The sequence below is a fragment of the Elstera litoralis genome (assembly GCF_000963705.1).
Taxonomy (GTDB): Bacteria; Pseudomonadota; Alphaproteobacteria; order Elsterales; family Elsteraceae; genus Elstera; species Elstera litoralis.
The window spans coordinates 1-848 of the sequence record NZ_LAJY01000286.1 but is presented as its reverse complement, the minus strand read 5'-3'; the positions used below and the strand labels follow the sequence as shown (position 1 = coordinate 848).

Annotated in this window: 1 protein-coding gene; it reads left to right on the top strand. The window is 60.1% G+C overall.

What is annotated here, in order from left to right; translation table 11 throughout:
• On the top strand, nt 1-732 hold a 732-nt coding region (locus VZ95_RS11650), incomplete at its 5' end, for an ABC transporter substrate-binding protein (RefSeq protein ID WP_045775988.1).
• Between the last annotated feature and the right edge of the window lie 116 nt (nt 733-848).

Below are 848 nucleotides of genomic sequence, written 5' to 3'. Positions count from 1 at the left end.
CTGCCGGCGACGCGCTGGGCTACCGTTGCGCCGAATTATGAATATGGCACGGCGTTCGTTGCGGCTTTCAAACAAGCCTTATCCGCCAAGCGTTCGGACGTAACCTGGGTCGGCGAGCAATGGCCCGCCCAAGGTAAGCTTGACGCCGGGGCCACGGTGGAAGGCGTCGAATCGGCCAAACCTCAGGCGATCTTTAACGCTACCTTTGGGCCGGATCTGGCGCGGTTTGTGAAGGAAGGCAATAGCCGTGATCTGTTCAAGGGCCGCGCCGTGGTCAGCGCCCTCACCGGCGAGCCGGAATATCTCGACCCCTTGAAGGAGGAAACGCCAGAAGGCTGGATCGTTACCGGCTACCCCTGGTCCCAAATCGATACGGAAGCGCATCGATCCTTCCGAACTGCCTATGAGGCCAAGTTTAAGGAAAGCCCGCGCTTAGGATCGGTCGTCGGCTATACCACCATCCAAACCATTGCCGCCGCCCTCAAGAAAGCCGGATCGACCGAGACGGAAAAACTGATCGCCGCCTATCGCGGGTTGGAATTCTCAAGCCCCTTCGGCCCAGCAAAATTCCGCGCCGGGGATCATCAATCGACCCTCGGGGCCTTCGTCGGTAAAACCGCGCAGAAGGATGGGCGCGGTGTTATGGTAGACTGGCGCTATATCGATGGGGCCAGCGTTCTCCCCAGCGAAGATGAAGGCAACCGCCGCCGCCCCGCCGAGGCCAGAAACTAGGGTTTAGATGACGGAAACGCTGCAAACCCTGCTGTTTGTTCTGCTGAACGGGCTGGTCAGCGGCGGGGTTTTGTTTCTCATCGCCGCGGGGCTGACCCTGATTTTCGGGGTTAGCC